Origin of the sequence: Prosthecobacter sp. (assembly GCF_044226605.1) — a bacterium.
Taxonomy (GTDB): Bacteria; Verrucomicrobiota; Verrucomicrobiia; order Verrucomicrobiales; family Verrucomicrobiaceae; genus Prosthecobacter.
In genome coordinates this window covers 456,632-476,277 of the sequence record NZ_JBGAGS010000001.1, presented here as the reverse complement: position 1 = coordinate 476,277, position 19,646 = coordinate 456,632, and the positions used below count along the sequence as shown (strand labels likewise).

General features: G+C 60.8%; 20 protein-coding genes. 3 read left to right on the top strand and 17 right to left on the bottom strand.

The annotated features are described in order from the left end of the window. Position 1: 1 nt before the first annotated feature. Genes ACILSO_RS01680 through ACILSO_RS01660 form a run of 5 tightly spaced genes read right to left on the bottom strand, consistent with a single transcriptional unit; the run spans position 2 to position 6,094 of the window. Positions 2–2,398, bottom strand: coding sequence for a DUF1592 domain-containing protein (locus ACILSO_RS01680; protein ID WP_395735616.1), 2,397 nt, complete (start codon positions 2,396–2,398; stop codon positions 2–4). A 58-nt stretch (positions 2,399–2,456) separates the two neighbouring features. Further along, positions 2,457–3,404 carry a hypothetical protein gene (locus tag ACILSO_RS01675; RefSeq protein WP_395735615.1) on the bottom strand — a complete coding sequence of 316 codons (948 nt, stop codon included), beginning with the start codon at positions 3,402–3,404 and terminating at the stop codon, positions 2,457–2,459. 21 nt (positions 3,405–3,425) lie between these two features. Continuing rightward, positions 3,426–4,451 (bottom strand): zinc-binding dehydrogenase, encoded by a 1,026-nt coding sequence (locus tag ACILSO_RS01670; RefSeq protein ID WP_395735614.1) that lies wholly within the window; start codon positions 4,449–4,451, stop codon positions 3,426–3,428. 19 nt (positions 4,452–4,470) lie between these two features. After that, the gene (locus ACILSO_RS01665) at positions 4,471–5,169 is read right to left on the bottom strand and encodes an orotidine 5'-phosphate decarboxylase / HUMPS family protein (protein ID WP_395735613.1); all 699 of its coding nucleotides are present in this window, start codon (positions 5,167–5,169) and stop codon (positions 4,471–4,473) included. A gap of 55 nt (positions 5,170–5,224) precedes the next feature. Beyond that, a complete protein-coding gene (locus tag ACILSO_RS01660) occupies positions 5,225–6,094 on the bottom strand; it encodes a helix-turn-helix transcriptional regulator (protein WP_395735612.1) in 870 nt (289 codons plus the stop codon). 109 nt (positions 6,095–6,203) lie between these two features. On the opposite strand from ACILSO_RS01660, the gene ACILSO_RS01655 reads away from it, so the two are divergent. Both ACILSO_RS01655 and ACILSO_RS01650 read left to right on the top strand, forming a co-directional pair. Beyond that, on the top strand, positions 6,204–7,640 hold the full coding sequence (locus ACILSO_RS01655; RefSeq protein WP_395735611.1) for an FAD-dependent oxidoreductase: 1,437 nt from the start codon (positions 6,204–6,206) through the stop codon (positions 7,638–7,640). A gap of 78 nt (positions 7,641–7,718) precedes the next feature. Then, on the top strand, positions 7,719–8,501 hold the full coding sequence (locus ACILSO_RS01650) for a helix-turn-helix domain-containing protein (protein WP_395735610.1): 783 nt from the start codon (positions 7,719–7,721) through the stop codon (positions 8,499–8,501). A gap of 3 nt (positions 8,502–8,504) precedes the next feature. Here ACILSO_RS01650 and ACILSO_RS01645 read toward each other — a convergent pair whose 3' ends face one another. The 12 genes from ACILSO_RS01645 to ACILSO_RS01590 form a co-directional block, all read right to left on the bottom strand. Continuing rightward, complete coding sequence (locus ACILSO_RS01645; protein WP_395735609.1) at positions 8,505–9,632, bottom strand: prenyltransferase/squalene oxidase repeat-containing protein; 1,128 nt, start codon at positions 9,630–9,632, stop codon at positions 8,505–8,507. Beyond that, a complete protein-coding gene (locus ACILSO_RS01640; RefSeq protein WP_395735608.1) occupies positions 9,629–10,285 on the bottom strand; it encodes a GNAT family N-acetyltransferase in 657 nt (218 codons plus the stop codon). Before ACILSO_RS01640 ends, ACILSO_RS01645 begins: the two co-directional genes overlap by 4 nt. Before the next feature lies 1 nt (position 10,286). Continuing rightward, entirely contained in the window at positions 10,287–10,751 is a 465-nt protein-coding gene (locus ACILSO_RS01635) for an OsmC family protein (protein ID WP_395735607.1), read from the bottom strand. Beyond that, positions 10,751–11,362 carry an FMN-binding negative transcriptional regulator gene (locus tag ACILSO_RS01630; RefSeq protein WP_395735606.1) on the bottom strand — a complete coding sequence of 204 codons (612 nt, stop codon included), beginning with the start codon at positions 11,360–11,362 and terminating at the stop codon, positions 10,751–10,753. The genes ACILSO_RS01635 and ACILSO_RS01630 overlap by 1 nt, the downstream gene beginning before the upstream one ends. A gap of 9 nt (positions 11,363–11,371) precedes the next feature. Beyond that, entirely contained in the window at positions 11,372–12,343 is a 972-nt protein-coding gene (locus ACILSO_RS01625) for an alpha/beta hydrolase fold domain-containing protein (RefSeq protein WP_395735605.1), read from the bottom strand. 31 nt (positions 12,344–12,374) lie between these two features. After that, on the bottom strand, positions 12,375–12,902 hold the full coding sequence (locus ACILSO_RS01620; RefSeq protein ID WP_395735604.1) for a GNAT family N-acetyltransferase: 528 nt from the start codon (positions 12,900–12,902) through the stop codon (positions 12,375–12,377). Next, the gene (locus ACILSO_RS01615) at positions 12,899–13,177 is read right to left on the bottom strand and encodes a pentapeptide repeat-containing protein (protein ID WP_395735603.1); all 279 of its coding nucleotides are present in this window, start codon (positions 13,175–13,177) and stop codon (positions 12,899–12,901) included. The genes ACILSO_RS01620 and ACILSO_RS01615 overlap by 4 nt, the downstream gene beginning before the upstream one ends. A 296-nt stretch (positions 13,178–13,473) precedes the next feature. Continuing rightward, on the bottom strand, positions 13,474–13,851 hold the full coding sequence (locus tag ACILSO_RS01610; protein ID WP_395735602.1) for a nuclear transport factor 2 family protein: 378 nt from the start codon (positions 13,849–13,851) through the stop codon (positions 13,474–13,476). Beyond that, positions 13,848–14,441, bottom strand: coding sequence for a DJ-1/PfpI family protein (locus tag ACILSO_RS01605; RefSeq protein WP_395735601.1), 594 nt, complete (start codon positions 14,439–14,441; stop codon positions 13,848–13,850). Before ACILSO_RS01605 ends, ACILSO_RS01610 begins: the two co-directional genes overlap by 4 nt. A gap of 266 nt (positions 14,442–14,707) precedes the next feature. Next, positions 14,708–15,145 (bottom strand): DUF4442 domain-containing protein, encoded by a 438-nt coding sequence (locus ACILSO_RS01600; RefSeq protein WP_395735600.1) that lies wholly within the window; start codon positions 15,143–15,145, stop codon positions 14,708–14,710. A 240-nt stretch (positions 15,146–15,385) separates the two neighbouring features. Next, positions 15,386–17,032, bottom strand: coding sequence for an FAD-dependent oxidoreductase (locus tag ACILSO_RS01595; protein ID WP_395735599.1), 1,647 nt, complete (start codon positions 17,030–17,032; stop codon positions 15,386–15,388). A gap of 362 nt (positions 17,033–17,394) precedes the next feature. Then, a complete protein-coding gene (locus tag ACILSO_RS01590) occupies positions 17,395–18,507 on the bottom strand; it encodes a PepSY-associated TM helix domain-containing protein (RefSeq protein ID WP_395735598.1) in 1,113 nt (370 codons plus the stop codon). A 199-nt stretch (positions 18,508–18,706) separates the two neighbouring features. Here ACILSO_RS01590 and ACILSO_RS01585 point away from each other — a divergent pair, with 199 nt between their 5' ends. Beyond that, entirely contained in the window at positions 18,707–19,384 is a 678-nt protein-coding gene (locus tag ACILSO_RS01585; protein WP_395735597.1) for a hypothetical protein, read from the top strand. Positions 19,385–19,646: the final 262 nt, after the last annotated feature.

Here is a 19,646-nt window from a genome sequence, read left to right as displayed (position 1 = left end):
GTTACTTGGTTTGGAAGAGATCGCTTTGCACCAGTTCGTGGATCAGCCTGCGGAAGCCCAAGCCCTTGGCCTGCGTGCGCTCCACGATGCCGTTGATCTCACGCAAGTCGGTGGCTTCAAGCAGTCCGCCCGTTGCATAAATCGCCAGCTTGGTGGCCAGACCGCGGGCAAACTTGTCCTTCTCTTCGAGCAGCAGCGCCTTGTACTCGTCGATGTTTTTGAAACGTTTCCCATCCGGCGTCACATCACCTGCGTCCACGGGTTTGCCTTCCAGGTAGGGCTGGCGCCTTCCGTCCGTCATCACCGGTTTGCCGTTCCCCGTGGTGCGGTAGTACTCTCTCCAGCCGCCGATCACATCAAAATTCTCCAGCGCAAATCCGGGCGGATCAATGCTCACATGACAGCTCGCGCAAGACTCCACACTGCGGTGCTTGGCGAGCTGCTCACGAATCGTCGTCGCTCCGCGAATGTCCGGCTCGATCGTTCCTGCGGAGGGCGGAGGTGGTTTCGGCGGCGTCCCGAGAATGCGATCCAGCACCCACGCACCACGTGTCACAGGCGAGGTGTTGGTGCCGTTTGCCGTCACCTTCAGCACTCCAGCCATGGTCAGCAGTCCTCCGCGGTGGCTGTCAGCCGGGAGCTTCACCCGCTGAAATTCCCAGCCGTCCACATCCGGAACGCCGTAGTGCTTCGCCAGTCGGCCGTTGAGCATCGTAAAGTCCGAAGCAAGAAAATTCACGATGCTGAGATCATTTTTCAACAGCTCATCAAAAAACAGCTGCACTTCCCGCAGCATCGAGGCGCGCAGCATGTCATCAAACTCAGGATACAGCCGCGCACTGGGTTCGGTGAAATCGAGGTCCCGCATGGCGAGCCACTGTCCGGTGAAGTTCTCGGTGAAAGCCACCGCCTTCTTGTCCTTCAGCATGCGTTCCACCTGCGCATGCAGCGTCATTGCATCGCCGAGCTTCTTTTTCTCCGCGAGATCCAGCAGCTCATCATCGGGCATCGAACTCCACAGGAAATACGAAAGCCGGCTGGCCAGCGCAAATGCATCAAGCCTGCCCGGCTCCTCGCGCAGAAACAAAAACTCCGGCGAAGTCATGATGCCCGCGAATCCCGCACGCATCGCCTGCTCAAAGGTTGTGCCTCCGCCGAGTCGCTTCAGCACCAGCGCCACAAACGGCTCCAGTTCCTCCGCATCCACCTTGCGGCGAAACGCCCGCCGCGCGAAGGCCCCGAGCAGTCGACGTGCGTCCGCCTCCGGCTTGTCAGAGATGACCTCCACACGGTCCCTCATGTTGTAGCCAGGAAAGGGGCCTTGCTTCAGATCTCCAAAGAGACGCACATGGCTGGGCGGCGGCCACGACTCATGCAGCGGCCCTTCCATCTCCACCCAGTCCACCTGCAGCCCAGGCCCTGTCCACGCTTCCTGGCCGGTCTTGCTCACAGTCTGCGCGTTCGGCAGCGCATACGGCAGGATAAAGATGGAGGTTCGGGGTTCCAGTCGGTCCTCAAATTCGATGACGCGTGCTTTGTCTGCCGGTGCGTCAAAATAGCCCGCCAGCCGCGACTTCGGGCCGCCCATGCCACCACCGCCGCTCTGCACCTCAAAGGTCACCGGCTTTCCCGCGCTCTGCACGCCACGCACCTGCATGCGGAAACGGTAGCGCCCCCGCTGGTCCATGTAGAACAGCGTCGCGCCCACCCACTTGGACGAAGAAAACATCACCACGCTCCCGTCATCCTGCTTGCGGAAGACACTCTCTTTGGAAGATCGCACCTGGTACGCATCATTCAGCGTCACGCGCTTCGTGGCAGACTTCTGCTCTGGTCGGTTCACGATCGCTTGGTTCAGCGCCTCTTCCGCCGCTTCCAGATACTTGGCCAGCAGGAAAGAGGAGGTGTGCAGGGCATCGCCCACATTGTCAAAACCCGCTGCTGCCGCATCCTGCGGCAGCAGCTCACGCAGCTTCACCTCCACGCCCAGCAGATCGCGCACGGTGTTTTCATACTCATTGCGGTTCAGCCGCCGCAGCACCACCCGGCCCTCGGTTTCCCGCAGCTTCGCACTCACCACCTTCACTTGCTCCGCGATCCAGTCCGCCGCCTTGCGCACTTCCTGGGCAGGAGGGCGCGGCTTTGACTTCGGAGGCATCTCTCCCGTCTCCATTTTCTCCAGCACGTGCTGCCAGACCGTCAGCATTTCACGCTCGTCGAACTGCGGCTTCAGATTGTCGAGCCGCAGGTCACCCTTCGCCTTCTCCTCGTTGTGACACTGGATGCAGTGGTCCTTCAAAAAGCCCTCCACGGGAGCCGCACCTTCTGATGAAGTCGGCGCCAGCAGCCCTCCGATGAAGAGACTGCCGAAAAGCCCAAAGATGGCGCGAGAATGCATGGTGGTGCCATAATACGCTCGCTCCCGCCCCCACTTTGCCAGCGGCCCCAAGGCTGCGCTATTTGGCAAACTTCTTCACAAAATCCAACACCGAGCGCGTGAAGGTCCATTCGCCCGTTTCCGGCAGACACTGCGACGGAGCGCTCACCCAGCTCTCGATTACCATCTGATCCGGCCTGCCATCCACCGCAGCATAGTCATAGCCCTGCTGCATGATGGAGGTGTACCACGTGCTGTCATCGGCCAGCCCGCGCTTTTGCATGCCAGGATAACCCGACGCCCAATAGATCAGCGAAAAAGGCAGCTTCTTCTGACGGCAGAAAAGCTCAAGCTGCCGCACCTCCTTCCAGGAGCCCTTCTGCTGCACGTTAAAGCGCAGCCAGTCCACATCCAGCCGGTAGAAGTCCAGTCCGCGCACCTTCTTCTCGGCAAGCTGCTGCTGCAAACCTTCGATCCACTTCTTGTGTTCCTCAACGGTGGCCGATGGATACGCCTCGATGTCGCCAATCAGCACCTCCGGAAAATGCTGCCGCACCAGCGCGATGTAGTTCGCCGTTTCCTTCATCGCATACTCATCGCTTTCATGAATCTGCTCCCGCGCGCAAACCAGTGGCTCATCCATGGCGATGGCGTACAGATTCGCCCCCAGGCTCTGCAGCCTCTCCCAGTTTTTACGCTCGGCATTGAAGCACGCTGCACCAGTCTTTCCCCACGGCTTCACGGCCCCGACCTCCATCGCCAGCCTCAGCTTCCACTCCTTCATCATCCCGAACCACTTGCGCAGCTCATCATCGCTGAAGTGTCTCTGCAGGTTCAGGTCCGTGATGAAAAGCACATCCGTATGCGCCCTCGTTTCTTTCCACGCCTCCGGCTGCTCAAACAGCTGCCGAAAGGCCAGACACTTGTCCTGCCCCGGCGGGCTGATCCAGACCGAGGGCTTCGTCTGAGCTGCGGCCATGGAGCCACAAACAGACAGCACCAAAGCCGTCAGGAGTCGAATGCTCATGCGATTGAAGGTTGGAGATGATCAGACCGGACGCAGCACGCTCTTCACCACTTCACCCTTGTGCATCTTCTCAAAGGCTTCGTGCCATTCCGTCACGGGCCACACGCCGCCGATGATCGGCTTCACGTCAAACTGGCCGCTGCTGAGCAGGGCGATGACGCGTTCCCAGATCGGCCAGTTGTGGCTGAAGCTGCCTTGCAGTGTGATGTTCTTCTGCACCAGCGGATCGAGATTGAAGCCGAGAGGCTGCGGACCCCAGCCCACCTTGCTGATCCATCCGGCAGGACGCACGATGTCGAGTGCAATCTTGAGTGTGATGCTCGCTCCTGCAGCGTCGATGACGCCATCGCAGCCGAGGCCGTCACGAGCGGTAGCCCAAGGCTTGGCATCGCCGATGATGACTTCGCAGCCATACTGCTTCGCGATTTCAAGGCGGTGCGCATCCTGCGGCAGGCCCACGATGGCAACCTGGGCACCGCAGAGGCGAGCCATCGCAGCGCAGAGAATGCCGATGGTGCCTGGTCCCAGCACTACCACACGGTCACCAGGCTCGATCCGCGCATTTTTCACCACGGCGCTGTAGGCCACGCAGCAGGGTTCGGTAAGGCAGGCCTGCTCAAAGGGAAGCTGATCCGGCACATGGTGCAGGATCCTGCTAGGCACGCGCACGTATTTCGTCATCGCTCCATTCACACCGTAGCCAAAGCCTTTACGGGTCGGGTCCAGGTTGTAGAGCCCGCGCTTCGTCATCGGGTTGTTCGGGCTGATGATGGCGGCGGTCTCGGAGACGACGCGGTCGCCTTCCTTCCAGCCTTCCACTTCCTTGCCCACTTCCACGATGCGTCCGCCAAATTCATGGCCGAGCACGACGGGATAGTTCACCGGCCAGGAGTGGTCGGCGGTCCACTGGTGGAGGTCGGATCCACAAACGCCCACATTGGCCACTTCGAGGAGCACATCCTCGCTGCCAATGGTAGGCGTTTCGATTTCACGGACTTCGACGGAGCCTTTTTCAGGCGCGTAATTGACGACGGCGGCGGATTTCATGGTTTGGAAAGAGGTGGAATTAGAAAGCAGGAACGTCCTGAGCATGCACGGCCTCGCAAATCATGCGCAGCGAAGCTTCAAGATTGCCGTCCGCGGTTTTGAACGCATCCGCATCAATCGTCAGCGGAGCACCCAGCACCACCAGCGGCGCACCATATTTCGGGCACTGAATGGCCTGCTCCAGGCTGAGGCCACCGACGGCCTGCACCGGAATTTTCACGGCATTCACCACTTCGCGGAGCTGATCCAGCGGGCTGGGCATGCGCTTGCCAGCAGCGGCGATACCGCGGCGTTCGTCGTAGCCGATGTGGTGAATCACATAATCACAGCCGAGGTCTTCCAGCCACTTGGCACCATCGACCATGTTCTCGGAAATCATGTTGTCTCCCATGACCTTGCAGCCGAAGTCTTTACCTGCGTTTACGACGCATTTGACGGTTTCGGCATGCGCGCGGGCCATGACGACGACGTGGGTGGCTCCGGCCTTGGCCATCATCTCGGCCTCCAGGTAGCCGCCGTCCATGGTCTTCAGGTCCGCCACGATCGGCGTGTTCGGGAAAGCCTTGCGCAGGGCGCGCACGCCATGCAAACCTTCCGCTAGGATCAGCGGTGTGCCGGCTTCCAGCCAGTCCACTCCGGCGCGCATGGCCAGGGCGGCGGTTTCGAGCGCTTCGTCGATGTTCGTCAGGTCGAGGGAGATTTGAACGATGGGTTTCATGGGCGGTTGTGAGTGCAGAATAATGCAGAACCGTGCACCTGCGTCACGACAAAGATTATTTGAAATGCGACAAGCGGTCTCGGCCTGGGGATCTGCCGAATTTCCGCCGGTAACAGCGGATGAAATAGTTGGCATCACAGAAGCCGCAGGCGTGCGCAATTTCAGAGATGTTCAGGTGCGGATCTTTCAGCAAGGGCTGGGCGCGATCCAGCCGCGCCTGCAGCAGATAATCGAGAAAAGACTGACCGCAGAACTCCCGGAACAACCTGGAAATGTGATTGGGGTGCAGATTGAGGAATCTTGCGACATCCTGCCTCCCAACAGGGTGGTGGAGGTTCTCTTGAAGAAACCTGCAGGCCGCCAGCCAGGTAAAACGCGCCTTGCCAGCTGCGGAGGCAGGCGGCTCGGGTAGCGCGGCCATCTCGGCTGCCATGATGAGCAGGAGCTCCACGAGGCGGCGTGCGGCCAGGTCGTCGGGTGGTTCATTGCGGCGGTTTTGCAGGGCCTGGAGAAAGTGCCGCCCGTCCTCATCCAGCGCGCGTGAAGCATGATGAGCGTGTAGAAACCGGTGGCCGACGGGGCCTTTTTTGGCCAGCAGAAAACGTGTCATTTCCGGCGTGAAGACGAAACCGATGGCAAGATAGCGCGCGGATGCGTGAGGCTCCATCAGCGCCTGCGGCGCAGCCATGATGGCGTCCCCGCGCTGAAGCGTGATGATTTCCTGTTTCTGCTGCCGCAGGACGATGTAGCGCCCCGTGCCGGCGAGGCAGATGGAGAAGCGCGGACTGTCATGCACAGGCAGCCCGCCACGCAGGGCTGGAGTGCCGGACTCCAGGGCCAGATGCACACGCCGGGGCCAGCCGCGCCGGAGCAGGCGGCGGATCCATGTGGGCCATTGGCCGGCGGGGGCATGGGGGGTGGGCATGTTTCGTTTGTGCTATCTTTGTTAACAACCTGGGCTGGGAAGCTGGTGGCGAAAGACTCAGACTGCAACGCGTACTCACTGTCCTGGAACCAACCATCGTCTCTCTTTCATGAAGCCTGCTCCTGCTGATTTTTCCCGCCGTCATTTTCTACGCGCTGCACTCGCAGGTCCGGCCGTGCTGCCTGCTGCCACGTGGGTGTCTGCTGCTGATGGGCCGAGTGATGCCGGGGTATTTGACGAGCCGAATCGCACTGTGCCGCTGGTCAACGACGCTGATGTCATCGTCTGCGGCGCAGGGCCTGCGGGTGTGGCGGCGGCGGTGGCTGCGGCTCGGTCGGGCGCACGGGTGCGTTTGTTTGAGACCAACGGCTGTCTGGGCGGTGTGTGGACGGCGGGGTTGCTAACCTGGATCTTTGATTTCGACAAGCCGGGCTTCACCCGGGAGATCAGGCGGCTGCTCGATGAGCGCGGGGCGCGTCGTGGCACGGATGAGGGGCGCTTTGTCTATGAGCCGGATGAAATGAAGCTGCTGCTGGAGGATCTGTGCAGCGAGGCCGGGGTGAAATTCCGCCTGCACACGCGACTGGTGGCAGCCTATCGCGAGGGGCGGCAGCTCACGACGGTCATCACCGAATCACGCTCAGGCCGGGAGGCCTGGAGGGCTCCAGTCTTCATCGACACCACGGGCGACGGTGTGCTGGGGGCGCTGGCAGGCTGCAGCTGGGATCTGGGCAAAATGGCGCAGGACGACAAATCGGTGGAGTGCGCCTGCCAGCCGCTGACCATGAACGCGCTGGCGGTGGTGAGGGATGTGACGCAGATGGGGAAATACATCTCGTTTTATCAGGGCGACCTCAAATGGCATGTGGAGGCCACAGCCAACTTTAAAGCAGAAATCCAGCGCGCCGGAGTGGATCCCTCCTACGGCATGCCGACCATTTTTCATGTGCGCGACAACATCGTGCTGCTGATGCTGAACCACGAATACGGCGTGAGGCCGGATGATGCGGACGCCATGACCACCGCCACGGTGCGTGCACGCAAGGAGGTCTTCACCATCACCCGGGCGCTGCGGAAGCTGGGCGGAGTGTGGGACGGGCTGCAGGTGGTGGCCACGGCGGAGCAGATCGGCGTGCGGGACGGCAGGCGCATTCATGGCCGCTATGTGGTGACGAAGGAGGACCTCACTCAGGCCGCGCGACACCCTGATGCCGTGGCACGTGTGACCTTTGGCGTGGACATTCATGCGAAGAGCAAGGCGGACAATGACAAGCTGACCATTGAGCGCGGCGGTGTGCAAAAATTCACCCCGTATGACATTCCGCTGCGTGCACTGATCGCCAAGGATGTGGACGGCCTGATGATGGCAGGACGATGCATCAGCGGTGATTTCGTGGCCCATGCGAGCTACCGCGTGACGGGCAATGCCGTGGCGATGGGGGAGGCCGCTGGTGTGACGGCGGCACTGGCCGCGCTGAACAAGCGCCAGCCTCATGAAGTGGCTTGGGAGGACTGCCGGACGATGCTGGAAAAGATCGTACGCTGAGGCCGCAGGCCAGTTGCATGCGGGCTGCGTCACGCCATTCTGTTTTTCGTGACGACCCCCAGGCGATCTGACGCACCCTTGAGACCCCGCGAGCGCGCCAGGCGCTCGGCGGCGGAAATAGCGCGCTGGCGAAAGCAGCGGACGGCATGGATGGCCGCGCTGGAGCCGACGCTGCTGTTTCAACGTCTTTTTGACCACATCCCGGGCGTGTACTTCTTTGCCAAGAACAAGGCCGGGCACCTGATGTTTGCCAGCGAGGGGCTGATGCAGCGCTACCAGATGCCGGATGATTCCGAGATCATCGGGCGCACGGACTTTGACCTGAACCCGGACACCATGGCGCAGGCCTATGTGGATGACGACAAACGCCTCCTGGCCGGCAAGGCGGACGTGATCGAGCGGGTGGAGTTGTGGTGGGACTCCCAGGGCATCCCGGACTGGTTTCTGGTGACGAAGCTGCCGCTTTTTGACCGCAGGCGGAAAATTCAGGGCGTGATGGGAACGCTGAGGCGCCCGGATGAAGCGGAGCGCAGGCTGCCGGTGTTTCAAACCGTGGCGCAGGCGGTGGAAATCATCCGCCATGACTACGCAAAGCCGCTGCTGATTGAAGATGTGGCTAAATCCTGCGGGCAGTCGCTGCGGCAGCTGCAGCGGCGGTTTCAGAGTGCGTTTGGGATCACGCCGCAGGAGTTTCTGATCAAGACGCGGGTGCTGGCGGCGGTGCAACTGCTGGAGCGGACGACCATGACCGCCAGTGAGATCGCGCAGCAGTGCGGGTTTGTGGATGCGAGCAGCTTCACCCAGCACTTTCGCAAGCGCATGGGTGAGTCCCCGGCGGCGTACCGGCGCGCACGAAGATGAAACTCAGTGCAGCTCGTCGCACAAAGCCAGCGCCTTGAGTGCCTGGGCTGTGGCTATGTAGGTGATGTAGTGGTAGTTGCCCCGATACAAAGAATGCATCCACCAGCGGCCGGAGACGCGCTGCTCGCGCTTGAGCCAGGTGATGGCGCGCTGGATGCGCTCATCGCTGGCGGGAATGTTGTTTTGACGCATCAGGACGACGGCAAAGGCGGTCATGTAGGCGTCGCTCTCCGGTTTGGCAGCGTCTGGGAGGCCGCTGACGAGCTTAACGACCGTGTCGCTCATCTTGAAATGCCAGTCGCTGAGGGCGGACATGTCGCGCAGTGACCAGCCGCCATCGGCGTGCTGTTTGGACGAAAGCAGGGCCAGGGCTGCATCTCGCTGCGTCTGCGGGACGAGATCGGGCATGTAATGTGCCAGCTGAAGGCGCAGGATGCGGTCGTAGTCGTTTTTAGGCTCGGCAGTGCGCAGCCAGGACTTCATTTTCTCAACGCGGGCGAGGAGTTCTGCATCCTTCAGGTCGGAGAGCCAGCCGGGTGCTGCGGTCACAGCGCGGGCTGCCTGCAGGGTGAGCTCGAAGTCGGTGGTGATGTGCGGGATTTCGACCTCGCCATAGCTGACGAAGGAGCCGTTGGCGGACTGGCGCATGAGCATCTCGTGAAGGGAGCGCTCAGTGTGCGCGGAGAGTTTGCCGGTCACGTGCTTGTCCCATTCGGCGAGGCCGAGGGAGCGCCAGATGCTGGTCCAGGAGCCACCGTAGTATTTGATGCCATCCTTTTCCGTCTCCTTCTGCGGTTTGACCTCTGCTGGCACGGTTTTGACAAAGTCTGCCAGCACTTCCTCCAGAGGCTGGCCGAGCTGCCGGGAGAGGGCGGGGCGCTCGCTGAGGTAGGGGCCCGTGGTGTGGCAGTTCACACAGGTCTTTTCACGCACCCAGCAGATGGCGCCGTCATCGAGATACTTGGCGGCGGCCTTGATGGTGTCGGGGCCGAAGGCCTTCACACGGGGCTCGTCTACAGTGGGAATGCTGACCTGGATGCCCTCGGTCTTGTATTGGAACTCGGGTTTGGGTTTCGGGTCAGCGGCGAACACCACCGTTGTGGTCAGCAGGAGGAAATAGGCGGACTTCATGCGCCTGACTGTACGCTGCGACTTTCTGCAATTAATCGACCGAGGGGAATTGAGTCGTCTTCATAGAGCCAGCGGCGGAACGCGGTGGCAATCTGCGGCCATTCGTGGTCGAGCATGGCAAACCAGGCGGTGTCGCGGTTTTCGCCCTTGATGATCATGTGCTGGCGGAAGATGCCTTCAAAGGTGAAGCCGAGGCGCAGGGCGGCGGCGCGGCTGGGTTCATTGCGTGAATCGCATTTCCATTCCATACGGCGATAGCCGAGTTTTTCGAAGCAATACTGCAGAAGCAGGTAGCAGGATTCGGTGTTCGTCTTGGTGCGCTGTGCTGCCGGAGAATACCAGATGTTTCCAAGCTCTGCCACGCCGTGCTCGGCGCGGATGCTCATGAGCGAGATGCTGCCCAGGGGCTGGCTGGTGCCGGTGGCGCGCACGGTATAGGCGATGACGTTGGGCGTGGCCTGCCATTCGCGGAGAAAGGCGGCCTGCTCTGCGACATCGGCAAAAGGGCCGCGGGGCATGAAGCGCCACAGTTTGCGGGTTGATTCATCGACATGCGAGATGGCGTGGAGTTCTGCCACATCCGCAGCCACATCGAGCGGTGTGAGGGTGACAAAGCGGCCTTCGAAAATCTGGGGAGAGGGCTGGGGTTTCATCTCAGGTGCGGGGGTGAACAATGACGTCTGTCTTGATAGAATTGGCAATGAAGCACTGCTCATGGGCAAGATGATGCAGATGCTCGACTTCGGCGGCAGAAGGCTGCTTTTCGCCGCTCCAGATGATCCTGGGCTGCAGGGTGATGCGGCTGAGCCAGAGCACGCCGTTCTCATTTTGCGTCATGATGCCTTCTGCTACGTCTTCGTAGCTTTCAGGGAGGAAGCCGGCGTCGCAGGCCACGTGGAGGAACCAGAGCATGTGGCAGCTGGAGACGGAGGCGACGAACAACTCCTCGGGGTCGATGCCTGCGGGGTTGGACCACGGGGCGGGCACAATCTGCGGGGAGGGAGAGCCCGGCATGACAGCGCCGCCGTCGAAATGGAGCGCATGTTCGCGCGAATAACGGCGGCTGAGGAAATCAGGGCCTTGGTTCTTCCAGCGGACAGTGGCGGTGTGGGTGGACATTAGAGTCTCTCCTTCATCATTTTGGCCGTGTCGCGATCGGTCTGATCCATGCTGTCTTCGAGCATGGCGATGACAGATGGTGCATCTTGTGGACGATTTTGGCTGAGCTTGAACTTGCCTTCGAGGCGGGTGATCTCGATTTCGATGCCGACGATGCCTTTTATGAGACCGTCACGGAATTCGGGGGGAAGTTGGCCGTGCCAGCGGTTGGGGCGGCCGGATTCGTGGAACTCGACGAGGTCGTGGAGCATCTGGGCGAAGCGGTCATGCTGCGTTATGATGCGTGGAGTGCCGTAGGCGTGCACGGCGGTGTAGTTCCAGGTGGGGACGGCGGGCTGGGTGGTGTACCAGGCGGGGGAGATGTAGGCGTGGGGGCCGGTGAAGATGACGAGGACTTCTGACTTGGTGAAATGCGACCACTGGGGGTTGGCGCGGGCCATATGGGTGAGCAGACTTCCGTGCGAGTTGTGTGTCGGATTCAGCAAAAAAGGCAGGTGAGTGGCATGCGGAATCTGGCCGTCGTGGGTGACGAGGGTGGCGAAGTTGTGGCGCTGCATGAATGCCTGCAGGGTGCCAAGGTCATCGATTTTGAAATGGGAGGGGGTGTACATTCCGAGCGACTATTTTTTCTTTTCGGGAAGCGCGGGAATTGGGGTGACGTCAATCGGGGTGGTTTCGCCGCGGAGGGTGTTGCCAATGAAGATTTTGGCGCGGGCGATGACTTCGGGGTGGCCGACGGAACTGTGGCCGCCATCGGTGATGGGGACGAGGAGGGAGGGGACGCCGGCTTCTTTCAGGGCGGCGTGGATGGCTTCGGCGTGCAGGTAGGAGACGCGTTTGTCGGCGGTGCCGTGGAAAGTGATGAAGGGAGGATCGTCGCTGGTGACGTAGGTGACGGGGGAGGCGGCAAGAGCTTCCATGTGTTTCTCTTCGTAGGTGCCGCCCAGGAGGCCGATCACGGCATCGTCTTTGGAGATGGGCTTGTCGTCCTTGTCGAACATGAGGGCCTGGGTGAAGTCTTCGGGGCCGCAGAGATTGACGACGCATTGGACGCGGCTGCTGAAAGTGGTGCTGGGGCCGAGGTCGCCTTCGAGTTCTTTGACATCGCCACTGGTGCCAATGAGGGAGGAGAGATGGCCGCCGGCTGAGCTACCCATGACGGCGATTTTGTCGGGGTCGAGGTTGTATTCTTTAGCATGGGCGCGGATCCAGCGGATGGCGGCTTTGCAGTCGTAGATCTGGGAGGGCCAGTGCGCCTCCTTGGTGAGGCGGTAGCCGACAGCGACGGAGGCGTAGTCGCCAGTGCGAGCGAACTGGATGGCGGCGGCGGCGTAGCCGAGGCGATCGCCATTGACCCAGCCGCCGCCGTGGATGAGGGCGACGACGGGGAGGGGCTTGTCGTTGTTGCGTTTTTTGGGGAGGTAGAGATCGACCTTTTGCTTGGGGTTGTCGGTGCCCGCGTAGGGCTGGTCGAGGTGGAGTTCGAGATTGTCTTTTTCAGCTTTGCTGATGACGTTTTGTTTTTGTGAGGCGAGGTCCTGGGCCCATGCGGATGATGTGACGAGAAGGAGGAGTGGGAGGAGGTGTTTCATGATGGGAGGAGAACGGGGTGGGTGGTGGAAACTAGCGGCGGCGGTAAATCAGCATGGGCATGCCGAGAATGGTTTCCGAATGGGACAGGTCAAAGCCAAGTTTTTCCAGCACGCGGCGGGAGCGCAGGTGGTCGGCGTGCACGTCTGCGAACAATGGGGTTCCGGGGTGGTGGGTGTCGAACCATGCGAGCCAGGCGCTGCCCACCTCGCTGGCGTAACCCTGTCCCCAGTAGGGTTTGGCGAGGCGAAATCCGAGTTCGATGCGTTTGCCGTCGGGAAGGTGATAGAGACCGCTGTCGCCGATGGGCTCGCCGGTTTCTCGATGAAGGATGAGCCGTTTGCTGAAGCCGAAGAGGTGCTGATGTTCGCGGTATTCGTGGATGCGCTGGCGTGAGGCCTCCAGCGTGGTATCTGTACCGCTGGGAATGAACCGCATGACCTCGGGATCAGATAACCAGGCGAAGGCGTGCTCGGCATCCTCTTCCTCGAAAGGGCGCATCCGGGTGCGCTCGGTTTCGATCCAGTCATGGTTCTCCGAGTTTTGCGTGGAAGCGGTCATGAGGACTGGCTGCGATGGAGGTGCAGCAGGTCGGTGACGAGGATGCCATCAATGCGCATGCCTTCGTAGCAGGCGTCTTCGATGGTGAGATGGGAGCAGTTGGCGTTGCGGATGGTGGTGCCGGTGAGGTTGATGTCTTCGAGGCGTGCGGAGGAGAGGTTGACGTCGATGAATTGGGCGGCGGAGAGGTTGACGTCTTGGAAGGTGGCTGAGCTGAGGCGGGTGTTGATGAAGGATGCGCCGCTGAGGTCGGCGTTTTCGGTTTTGGGCGGCATGAGGAGGTGTGGATGCAAGGGATGAGCTGAGGACTGCAGTGTGGCGTTGCGGAGGGGGCGGTGCAGACGCTGCTGGTGGGCGCGGCGTGTTTAGGAAACGATGGGTTTGCTTCCCGATTTGTTTGCGAATCACCCAGGGCGACGCTTGCTTAGGCTCGCTTGGCCCTGGGCTACGATAGGCCGCACCTTTGGTGCTGAGAGTGGTGATGGAGGGCGTGGAGTGAGGTGGTTGCGTTTGGGAGGGCGATGGGGAAGATGCAGGGATGCTGGAGTGGGAAGTTGTTGGGGCGTTGATCTCAGGATGGTGAGTCGAGTGTTTTGGGGCCGGAGAGGAACCAGGCGTTGAGGATCTTTTGGTTGTCGGTGGAGACTTCGTAGGTGGCGATGAGTTCGAGGGTGCCGGGGCCTTCGGGGAAGGTGCGGGTGACGCGTTCGTGGTCGATGATGAAGCGGCCCATGATGATGCGGCTGAGGAGATGGGCGTGGAGATTGGGTTCCTCAAAGCGGAGTGCGAAGCGTTCGCGGAGTTCGGCGGTGCCGGTGGCGAGGAGGGTGGAGGGGTGCTCGAAGAGGCGGGCGTTTTCAGCGTAGGTGGCGAGGAGGGCGTCGAGGTCGTGGGCGTTGTAGGCGTCGAGTTGCTGCTGGATGAGGGAGGCGGGGGAGGTGTGGTTCATGACTTGATCCAGCGGTAGTCCATTTGTTTGGCGGTGGCGAGAGCGAGGGATTCGGATTGGAGGCGGGAGACGAGGTGGAGGGCCATGTCGATGCCGGCGGAGATGCCTGCGGAGGTGATGAGGTGGCCTTGTTCGACGAAGCGGATGTTTTCCTGGACGGTGACCTGAGGGAAGAGGGTGCGCATCTCTTCGATGTCGGACCAGTGGGTGGTGGCATGCTTGCCAGTGAGGAGGCCGGCTTGGGCGAGGAGGAAGGAGCCGGTGCAGACGCTGGCGGTGAGCTTGGCTTTGGCGGAGGTGGTGGTGATCCAGTCGATCACGTTTTGTTTTTTGAGTTCGGTGACGATGCCGCCGGGGACGAGGAGGAGATCGATGGGTGGATGCGTGGCGAAGGAATGGGCGGGAGTGACGATGAAGTTGTTGCGGGCGCGGACGGGGGCGGTGGTTTCGCCGATGGTGAAGACGTTGAAGGGTGGTTGTGATCCGGGTTCAAGACGGGCTTTGACGCGGGTGGCGACGGAGAAGACTTCGAAGGGGCCGCCGAGGTCGAGGACTTCGATGTCGTTGAAGATGAAGATGCCGACGTTCATGGGATGCGGGGACGGTCAAATGACGAATGACGAATGACGAATGATTGGCCGAAAGAGGGAAAAGAAGGAAAAAATGGGGGAGGGGATTGGCCGCAAAAAGGCGCAAAGAGACGCAAAAAAATTGAAGAGGGAATGGAATGAATGTGGAGGGGATGAGGGGGAAGTTTTGCGGCTGAGAGGAGTTCGGGGTGTGAGTGATTGACGATTGATGAGCAATCGATTTTTGATTTTTGAAGTGGGGGGGACCGATGGGGTGTTGAGTGGTGTTATGCGGTTGGGGGATTTACGGTGGTGATGAACCACTCGACGGTGGCGGAGAGGGTGTGGGTGCCGGAGGCGTCGTGGAGTTCGACGGTGATGGTGATGGTGGCGCGGTTTTTGGCGGTGAGGTCGGCGCGGAGCTGAGCGAGAGCTTCGGGTGGGGTGGTGACGGTGGAGGTGAGGGAGCCGTGGGCGGGTTTGCGGAATTTGGATTCGAGACGGCGGACGACGGGGATGACGCCGGAGTCGGGGCCGAGAGCGCGGAGGAGGAATTCGCCGCTGGTGGCCTCGGCGAGGGCGAGCTGGGCGCTGGCGTGGACGGTGCCGAGGTGGTTCAGATATTGAGGGCCGGAGGGGAGGCGGAGGAGGTGCGTGGGGTCGGTGGAGGTGGCTTGTTCGAGGCCGAGGAAGCGGTTGAAGGGGAGTTCGGTGACGCTGGTCATGGGGGAGTTGACGGTGGTTTACCGTTGTTGACGGTTGTTTTCCAGAAGTCGGAGAGAGGATGGCCGAAAGAGGGGGAAGAGGAGAGAAAAGGTGGGGAGGGGCAGAAAGATTTTGGGCAGAAAAATTTCAGAAGGGGGATGGGTTCGGATTTTGAACTGAGGAGATTTGGAGTCTGTGGAGACTCCGGATTGGAGTGGCGACGGAATACACGGAATAAACGGAAGTCGGAATGGGGGCTGCTAGGGCTGGGGTGGGGAGAGGATTTGGCCGCTTTTTAGCAGGTGGGTTTTTAGCTCGGAGTAGGGGACTTGTTGGATGTCGGACTGATGATCGAGGGCGATGGAGGCGGCGGTGGCGGAGGATTGGGCGGCGATCATGAAAGTGAACTCGATGCGGTAGGCGCCGTAGGCGACGTAGCTGGAGGAGGGACAGGTGGGGGTGAGGAGATTGGTGCACTCGGTGGAGCGAGGGACGAGTGAGCGGTAGGGGATGCCGCAAGGGAGCCAGTCGGGGTCTTTGGATTCATCGAAGACGGCGCCTTCATTCCATACGCGGCCGTCTTTGATGATGCGGCGGGCGTGATGCAGGTCTGGCGGCCACCAGATGAGGCCGACGCTGTCGGTGACGGGCTCGGGGCTGGCTTTGCGGGCGTGGGCTTCGGTGAGGACGAAGTCGCTGAGCATGCGACGGCCGTTGCGGATGTAGAAGATGCGGGGCCAGCCGTCGTTGTCGGTGAATTCGTCTTTGCAGCGGCCCCATGAGGCCCAGGTGGCGCGCTGGGCCTCGGGGACGCTGGTATCATGTGCCATGAACCAGTAGACGCCCTGGATGTGGTCGCGGCTGGTGCGGAGCATGTGCTCGCGCTCGGCGTAGGTGGCGATGGGGTAGCGATGATTCCAACCGGTGAAGTTGCCGGCGAGGGAGTGCCAGGAGCCTGGATCGGTCTTGCCATTGGGGACATTGGCGCCGGGTGGTGAGATGATGCCGCCCGCGGCGATGTAGCGGCGCTGAAGCTCGTAGTGCGCGGGATCGTAGCCGGGGGGCTTTTCCATGGGGATGCGGTTGGCGGCGTTTTTGGTGAGGCAGAGGCGGAAGGCGAAGCCCTGGATGCTTTCGTCTGCGGTGCCGTGCTGACCGAGGGGTGAGTCCTGAACGGAGAAGATGATGCCGCTGGTGGGATCGCCGGGGGTTGTGTAGGGATCGATGCGTTTATCGAGCTGGCCGTGGCGGGTGTCTGTGCGGATGCCGTTTTTGGTTTCGTGGTACTTTGCGTTGCCTTCACGGCCGAGGGTGAAACTGATGCCGGCGAAGGCGAGGAGATCGCCCTCGTAGGTGGCGTCGATGAACATCTTGGCGCGGACTTCGGCGCCGTTTTCGAAATGCAGGGCGGTGATGCGGGTGCCGGTTTTGGTGACGCCGTCTTTTTCTTTGAGGCGGTGGCCGCGGAGAACGGTGATGCGGGGGGATTCTTTGACCCAGTCGTCGAATACGGATTCGGCGACGTGGGGCTCGAAGCCCCAGAGGGATGAGTTTTTCGAACGCTGCTGCACCATGGCATCGAACTTGGCTTCGCGGTGGTAGCGTGCGCTGATGCGGCGGTAGAATTCGAGGGTGAGTCCGCCGACGGCGGGGCTGTTTTGGAATTCTTTGTGGTTGTCGATGTCGGTGCCGCCGAGGCCTTCGACGCTCATGCCGCCGAGATGCTGGCCGGGCTCGACGAGGACGACGGTGCGGCCTTCTTTGGATGCCTGCACGGCGGCGATGACTCCGGCGCTGGTGCCGCCGTAGATGCAGATGTCTGCCTCGGTGGCGGCTTGGGCTGGGAGGGTTAGCGTGAGCGTTAGCGCTGCGGTGAGGGTGAAAGTGAAGAGGAGAAGGCGAGTCATGGGGAGACAGACAGTGAGAGGCGGGAGGGAGGGGTTTTTGGACGGAGGGGAAGAGTTTAAAGTTTAAGGTTTGAAGTTTAAAGTTTGATTGGGCTTAAGAGGGCGGTGGAATGGAAGGGCGGCAGACGGGCTGAAGCCCGAACTACGTACGGGGAACCGGACCGGCTAAAGCCGGTACTGCAAAACTGCTTTGTGATGGTTTGGTGGCGGGGGAGATGGTGGGAGCGCTGGGTTCGACAGACAGGAGTGTCTGTCGTACTGCCGGAATGGGGTGCTGCATGTGGAAAGATATTATTATGTGGTATTAAGAGGTTTTGAGGTTTGTTTGAGTTTGTGGGAGGGAGCGGCTTTTTCGGCGGGATTTAGGCGGCGGGCCTTGGGGCTTTGGAGGGGAAGAAACGGCGCCAGCTGAGGGCGAAGCCGGTGTAAACGAGGACGAGGCCGGCGAGGCAGGAGAGGAGGCCAGCTAACTGGCCCCAGTTACCGAAGAATTCGCCGGTGTGGCCGAGGCGGACGATGGAGCGGGCGCGGCCGGAGCCGTCGCCGCTGCTCCAGCCACGCTCTTCGATGATCTGGCCGCTGTGGGTGTCGAACTTGATGTCGAGGGAGCGGGTGGTCTGGCGGAAGGTGCCGTATTTGACGGTGAGGGCGAGGATGCCGTTGGGGTTTGGCTTGCCGCCGTTTTGAAGGAGGATGGAGCGCCAGCCGGGGTATTGCTGCTGGATGCGGTGCATCCAGGCGGGCCAGGTGGTGGCGGGTTCGGCGTGTGGGGTGGGTTTTGTGGGGGCGATCGAGGGGCCGAGGACCTGGGTGCCGCCGAAGCTGCGCCACCATTGGTCGGCGAAACGGAATGACATCACGAAGCCGGTGAGGCAGATGAAGAGGAGGGGGAGGAGGAACCAGAAGCCGAGGGCGTTGTGCCAGTTCCAGTCGCGGGCTTTGCCTTTGACGTCGAAGCGGATGGCGAGGGAGTTGCGGAGGGCTTTCCAACGCCACTGGCGGGGACACCAGAGCCAGAGACCGGAGAGGATAAGGAAGGCGAAGGCGGTGTTTGCGATGGCGATGGTCCAGTTTCCGGTGTGGCCTGAGACGAGGTCTGTGTGGAGATTGGTGGTCCACTTCATGAAGGCGCGGAGGCCGGGGGCGCCGGTGCCGAGGATCTCGCCGGTGTAGCCGTTGATCTGGGTGGCGGTGCGTGTTTTGCTGATCAAGCGCACGGGCATGCCGGGGTCTGAGAACCATTCGGCATACTGGAGTGTGGACGCGGTTTGAGGGCCGGCTTTGGCGAGGAGTTCCTGAGGGGAGAGGAGCGCGGCGGTGGGTGAGGGTGGCTGCGCCCGTGGGTCGCGCTCGGCGTAGTCAACGATCTGGAGTTCGAAGGCAAGGATGGCTCCGGTGAGGCAGAGGAGGAAGATGAAGAGGCCGGTGATGAGGCCTGCGATGAGGTGGGACCAGAAGAGGAGTTTGCGGAGCATCGCGGGGAGGGGGGATGGGGAGGACAATGAGACAATCAGATGGGGAGATAATGAGATGGAGGGATGGCGATAACACCGCGAAGCGGCTAAGGTTGTTTTACGAGCGAATGGGCGAAGGATGAAGGTACCGGATGTTTGAACCACGGAATACTCGGAGCCGGGCCAAGTTTGAGGTGGGGAGTTTGGTTTTGGAAGAACAATGAATGAACAATTGAAGGGGTTCACGTACGAACTGGACATGCAACTTTCCGGTTATTCCAAGGTGCGCTCCATTTGTTGGGTCGTGTATTCTGTTGTCGCCCTGGCTCTCATAAGCTGCGCTTCAAAAACGACACGGTCCTTGGAGGCTGACAGGAATTTTGAGGCGATTGTTTCAACCTTGCCGCTTGAGGGGCCGCTTATTGACAACTCAGGGAACGAGGCTCATCGGCAAGTTAGAACGCACCTTGTCAACGCGACACGATTTGCTTTTGCTGAGCGCTTGGGCCATCGCAAAGTGAGGGTTCTCAACGCCGATGAGGTACTGCCGCCCATTGATGCGGCGCTGACAAAATCAGCTGCACATGCTTCCAAGTGGGGAGAGTTTCCTGTGCGATTGATAGGACGCAATCTTTACGTGGTTTTCTTTGATGAAAATGGCCAGCCCGCGGGTGCTCTCTACGGCAGGGACCGGCATTATGAGGTTTATCTGGGAGCGAAGCCAGTAAAGCCGGGGATCATCGTGTTGTCCGTCGCGGTGGATCCTTTTGTTCGAGCGCCTGATGGAAAATTTTTGGGCCGGAAAGAGTTTGTCGGAGGCATGAGCCGCGTGCGGATTTGTAATCAGGGGATCATTTTCAAGAAAGACCCGTTTGATATGAATCTGGAGAACTATTGACGGCGAATGCGGGCTGGGGTGCCTCGTTTCGAGGAATGAGGTTTGGGTGAGAATGGAGAAAAGGAGACGCTGTTTTTTAAGATGGGAATAGGAGAGCAGAGGATGTGCGGTGGGCGGAGTTTGTACCGCCGAGATTTGGAGGGCGCAGAGCCGCAGACCGGCTGAAGCTGCCACTCCGATACGTGGTGCGCGTTTTTTTGAAGCGCCGGGCGCGGGCAGAGATTTGTGCCACCGCTACGCGGTTCCACAGGATGGGGACGAT

What these genes read in the sequence shown, in the direction of transcription:
- ACILSO_RS01680 (WP_395735616.1), bottom strand. Translation starts at nt 2,398, where the DNA reads ATGCATTCTCGCGCCATCTTTGGGCTTTTCGGCAGTCTCTTCATCGGA.
- ACILSO_RS01675 (WP_395735615.1), bottom strand. Translation starts at nt 3,404, where the DNA reads ATGAGCATTCGACTCCTGACGGCTTTGGTGCTGTCTGTTTGTGGCTCC.
- ACILSO_RS01670 (WP_395735614.1), bottom strand. Translation starts at nt 4,451, where the DNA reads ATGAAATCCGCCGCCGTCGTCAATTACGCGCCTGAAAAAGGCTCCGTC.
- ACILSO_RS01665 (WP_395735613.1), bottom strand. Translation starts at nt 5,169, where the DNA reads ATGAAACCCATCGTTCAAATCTCCCTCGACCTGACGAACATCGACGAA.
- ACILSO_RS01660 (WP_395735612.1), bottom strand. Translation starts at nt 6,094, where the DNA reads ATGCCCACCCCCCATGCCCCCGCCGGCCAATGGCCCACATGGATCCGC.
- ACILSO_RS01655 (WP_395735611.1), top strand. Translation starts at nt 6,204, where the DNA reads ATGAAGCCTGCTCCTGCTGATTTTTCCCGCCGTCATTTTCTACGCGCT.
- ACILSO_RS01645 (WP_395735609.1), bottom strand. Translation starts at nt 9,632, where the DNA reads ATGAAGTCCGCCTATTTCCTCCTGCTGACCACAACGGTGGTGTTCGCC.
- ACILSO_RS01640 (WP_395735608.1), bottom strand. Translation starts at nt 10,285, where the DNA reads ATGAAACCCCAGCCCTCTCCCCAGATTTTCGAAGGCCGCTTTGTCACC.
- ACILSO_RS01635 (WP_395735607.1), bottom strand. Translation starts at nt 10,751, where the DNA reads ATGTCCACCCACACCGCCACTGTCCGCTGGAAGAACCAAGGCCCTGAT.
- ACILSO_RS01630 (WP_395735606.1), bottom strand. Translation starts at nt 11,362, where the DNA reads ATGTACACCCCCTCCCATTTCAAAATCGATGACCTTGGCACCCTGCAG.
- ACILSO_RS01625 (WP_395735605.1), bottom strand. Translation starts at nt 12,343, where the DNA reads ATGAAACACCTCCTCCCACTCCTCCTTCTCGTCACATCATCCGCATGG.
- ACILSO_RS01620 (WP_395735604.1), bottom strand. Translation starts at nt 12,902, where the DNA reads ATGACCGCTTCCACGCAAAACTCGGAGAACCATGACTGGATCGAAACC.
- ACILSO_RS01615 (WP_395735603.1), bottom strand. Translation starts at nt 13,177, where the DNA reads ATGCCGCCCAAAACCGAAAACGCCGACCTCAGCGGCGCATCCTTCATC.
- ACILSO_RS01610 (WP_395735602.1), bottom strand. Translation starts at nt 13,851, where the DNA reads ATGAACCACACCTCCCCCGCCTCCCTCATCCAGCAGCAACTCGACGCC.
- ACILSO_RS01605 (WP_395735601.1), bottom strand. Translation starts at nt 14,441, where the DNA reads ATGAACGTCGGCATCTTCATCTTCAACGACATCGAAGTCCTCGACCTC.
- ACILSO_RS01600 (WP_395735600.1), bottom strand. Translation starts at nt 15,145, where the DNA reads ATGACCAGCGTCACCGAACTCCCCTTCAACCGCTTCCTCGGCCTCGAA.
- ACILSO_RS01595 (WP_395735599.1), bottom strand. Translation starts at nt 17,032, where the DNA reads ATGACTCGCCTTCTCCTCTTCACTTTCACCCTCACCGCAGCGCTAACG.
- ACILSO_RS01590 (WP_395735598.1), bottom strand. Translation starts at nt 18,507, where the DNA reads ATGCTCCGCAAACTCCTCTTCTGGTCCCACCTCATCGCAGGCCTCATC.
- ACILSO_RS01585 (WP_395735597.1), top strand. Translation starts at nt 18,707, where the DNA reads ATGAATGAACAATTGAAGGGGTTCACGTACGAACTGGACATGCAACTT.